The sequence below is a fragment of the Eudoraea sp. genome (genome assembly GCF_049669105.1).
Classification (GTDB): Bacteria; Bacteroidota; Bacteroidia; order Flavobacteriales; family Flavobacteriaceae; genus Eudoraea.
Map to the genome: position 1 here is coordinate 1 of NZ_JBATKE010000062.1, position 4228 is coordinate 4228.

3 protein-coding genes are annotated in these 4228 nt (G+C 38.9%); all 3 read right to left on the reverse strand.

The genetic code is table 11. The features are described from left to right. A partial coding sequence (locus WBM60_RS05180; RefSeq protein WP_424282824.1) for a tetratricopeptide repeat protein occupies positions 1-2112 on the reverse strand: 2112 nt, incomplete at its 3' end. A 90-nt stretch (positions 2113-2202) separates the two neighbouring features. Then, positions 2203-2910, reverse strand: coding sequence for a hypothetical protein (locus WBM60_RS05185; protein WP_424261877.1), 708 nt, complete (start codon positions 2908-2910; stop codon positions 2203-2205). Positions 2911-2985: 75 nt separating this feature from the next. Then, positions 2986-4228: DcaP family trimeric outer membrane transporter (locus tag WBM60_RS05190; protein WP_424282825.1), on the reverse strand; the 1243-nt coding region annotated here is incomplete at its 5' end.

Genomic DNA, 4228 nt, shown 5'->3' on the forward strand with positions numbered 1-4228 from the left:
GCGTTCATCATTTGGAAAGGTTTCTAATGCCTTCTCAATTACCGCAATGGCTTCAGGGTTTTTATTTTCCTGTTGAAGCATCAGCGCATAATTGTAGGAAGCGTTTGCATTAGCCGGCTCTTTGGAACAGGCCAAAGCCAGGTATTCCAAAGCCTTGTCCTTTCTGTTTGTTTCATAGTATAATAAACCTAACATGTAGTAGGTATAACTGTATTCCGGTTCTTGCTCAATAATTTTAAGATAGGTTGCCTCACTTTTATCTACTAATCCTTGCTGGTAATAAATCAGCGCCATATTTATGCGAGACATATTAAAATAGTTGTCTTCCTTAACCGCTTTATTGTAGTAATCAAGTGCCTTATCTATCTCTCCAATACTCTGGTTATATATGCCTAGCTGATGTAAACCCGCAGGAAAATCTGAGTTTACTTCCAGCTCTGTCATATATTCCTGGTTAGCCAGTTTAAACTCCTCTAAATGCGCTACCTGGCTTTTGTCTACTACATTATAATAGTGCGCTGCCGAAATGCGCACCGCACGTACTGAATCTTTTAATAAGGGGACTATTTGGGGTGCGAAATCCGCACTTCCTATTGTTTCAAAAGCCCGTACTGTTTGATTTCTGACCAAAACTGATGAATCATTTAAATACCTGGTTAAATCCAGCGCGTCTTCATATGAAATAGGAGAATTGGCATAAAGGCCAATGGCCGTTGCCCGGGCTATTTCAGGGTATTCTTTACCGGAAAAAACCTTCTTGAATTCCTGATGATCATCCATATACCCTTTTAATAAATGGTCAGAAAAATGGTCCGCTCTGGCGGGGCCATATTTTTCAACTATAAAATCGCTCGCCCACTTGGCCGACTTATCTGTATGACATTTATTGCAGGCATTTGGGGTGTCGTATGTAACCGATTGATCAGGCCTGGGTATTCTAAAACTATGATCTCTCCTGTAATCATTTACCATATACAATTTACCATCCATATGGCAGTTAATGCACAAGGCGGCTTCCGTATTCATTTTATGGTAATGGTGTTCCGGAGTATTATACTTATCGGGAACATGACATGTTAAACACAGGTCATTGCCCTGTTTCTTTAATTTAAGGGAATGTACGTCATGACAATCCTTGCATGAAACTCCAAGACTGTACATTTTGCTTTCAATAAAGGAGGTATACACATAAACCTCATCTTTAATCTGGCCATCGAGTTCATATAAAGGATCTTCTAACATTCTTGGAAAATAGTGATCCATGAAAGTGCCGGTATAGTCAAAATAGGGTGTTAAATTGCCCCTTCTGGAATGGCACCTGGCGCATTTATCTACGAGTTCTTTGGGTGGTACAACACTTCCCATATACAATTCGGGAGGTAAAACACCATTAGCTTCATTTTCTTCCTGTTGTTTATAATAGGAAACATGCGTACCCGAAGGCCCGTGACAGGCCTCGCAGGCTACATTTATTTCACTAAAAGTTGTATTAAAAACCCCAGAGGATAAATCGTAGTTCTTTTGGAGATTTGTGGAATGGCAATCGGCGCACATGGTATTCCAGCGCTGGCTGCCCCCGGACCAGTTGATCCACTCATCATGTTTAATGTCCAGATCGGGTTGCAGATGAAACCACTTTTCTTCCACCGTATCCCAAGCGGTAAGAAGACAATTGTACTCCCCGTTTGGGAACTGCACAATATACTGTTGCAATGGTGTATAACCAAAAGTATATATAATCTTAAAATCAGAATAATTACCGTCTTCTCCTTGTGTATTTACATAATAATCTCCCTCTTTAAGAAAAAATGAACTTTTAACGCCCTTATAGGTAAAAGTGGTATTATTAAAATCAGCAAGAATAGTGGTTGAATCTGCTATCTTCATTGCCTCATCGTGATGTGAATTCTCCCATAATTCATACTCTTTCTGATGACATTCAATGCAGCTTGCCGTGCCTACAAAAGAGGCTGTATGCACATTGTCTTCAATCTTGACGTACGCCTCCTTTTCTATGCCATTACAGGAAACCAGGAGCATGGTTAGCACTATATTTAAAAGAAGCTTAATAACTGAGGAATTATAAATATTAGGGATGAAATAGTTAATCATTTTTGATAACAGTCGTTGGTTTCCGGGTAGAAAATAAATTTAAAAAATGCTTTGAAAATTACGTAATTATATCAAATATACCCTGCCTTTTTAGAACTCAATATACTTGGCCGGTACGTATTTGAAATTTTTATTGATATTAATGATCAATTGTATGACCGGAATGCCCTGATAGGAAGTATTGCCGCCGGGATCTGAAATCCCAAGGTAATAAGATACCCCTACTGAATGTTTAACATCAATAAAATAAGAAAGTCCCACTCCTGCCCTTATAAACTGGACTCCTGTAAAATTATCAGACCATCGGTAAAAAACACCAGCGCCAAGATTAGGAACAAATTTATCATTGAGGACTAAATTGTAAAAAACAGCATAACGCAATCCGTTATTGAAAAATCCAGATCCTATATCCGCCTGCCATTTGACTTGGTTTACCAACTGATGCTTTTTGCCTTCCTCCTTTCCAAAAATATCTTTGCGAATCACACTAAATCCGGGACGATTTTCAATTTGATCCGGCTTAATGGTCAACCGATAATCCGGAGCCAACTCCCAGTTCTTCCATTGTAAATAGCTGGCTATAAATTCTATAAACCACTGGTCCAATGCCTGCATGTCATCTGCCAACCTTACCTGTAGTTCACCGGACGTGCGCCAATTACCAAATCCCGCACTGACTTTATTTCCCAAATACAATTCATTATCCCATGTATCTGTTTCCTCTGTATTCTGTCCGCTTAAAAGAAAAAAGGTCATTAACGCCAATCCATGTACAAATGCTATTTTGGATATTTTCATATTTTCAAATCGTAATCCGGTTATCATTTAGCTTGAAGCACCTTCAATTTCCTGTAAATTGTTATCATATGGGCATTAGAAATCGTAGTAAAACAATGCTTGTAAACGTCCCGCACTGCCAGAACTACTATCTTTATTCCATCTGGTTCCATAGATATATTCAACTCCCAATCTGGCTCCCGGAGCAATTTGCCAAAAACAATCTAATGCTCCACTAAAACTATTTCTATAAGAATTTCCCGGTTGATAGTCCTCGTTTGATAAATCTGCATAGCCAATAGATGCATTGGCTTTGATTTTTTTTGTCATAGTAAAACCGTAAGCCAAAAATCCCCCAAAAGAATCTACCGGATCAAACTCACCGGTGTTGGGATTATATATAACGTCATTACCTGTACCTGCAAAATTGGTAATAAAATGAGAAATGGATTTCCCATAGGTTAATTGATAAAGTATTTTATTCTTTTCATTTATTCTTAGATCGCCAGACAAGGAGCCTCCGTATCCTCCAAAGTTTGAAACGTTGTTGTCTTGATCTCGAATTGAAACTGTTGTAAATGCCACTGAAAGCTGAACAGCTCCAAAAATACCTTCTCGCTCAATACGAGCAGTGACATCCGGAATTATTTGAACCACAGAGAAGCCAGTAGTATCCAACTGTTGAAGATTAAGGTCAGGACGGGAGTATTCCAAAGCTGCTGCCCATCGTGTTCCCTTTCTGTTGGTGTCACTATATCTCATTTGTGCTGTACGTAAGGTAACACTTCCTGTGGGGCCCTTGCTGTTAACCATAGTGGGTAAGGAAGATACGTTGCTGAACAGAGACCAGGTCTGGCCTACCAGAAAACGACCTACTTCGCCATAGGCATGGCGTATCCGGTAAGCACCATTCTTTCCATTAAAATCTGTCTCCAACCTTATTAAAACTACATCTTTCCCCACCTGTCTGTTTATTTCAAATCCAATCCTGGTTTGATTGAGGGACCCATAATAATTAGGTATATTCTTGCTGTCCTCACCAACAGGAATATAATAGGTATTAAAAGTTTTTTTTACAGGAATATCTTTTAAATCATACAACAGAGAAAATCGTACAGATCCCAGGATTCGAAGTTGCAATTGGCCATCTTTTGTGAGAATATAAATACCCCGGTCATCCCCAATATCCAATGGACTGTTCTCCTGTTTTAGCAAGGTGTCCCGTTCAAATTGCGCAGCACTTTTGTTTAAAGATGTTAGTGTTTTTACCGTGTCTTTTTCTTGAGAAAAGCTTAAAAAGCAATTAAATAGGACAAAACTAAAAATGAGTATAGTTTTA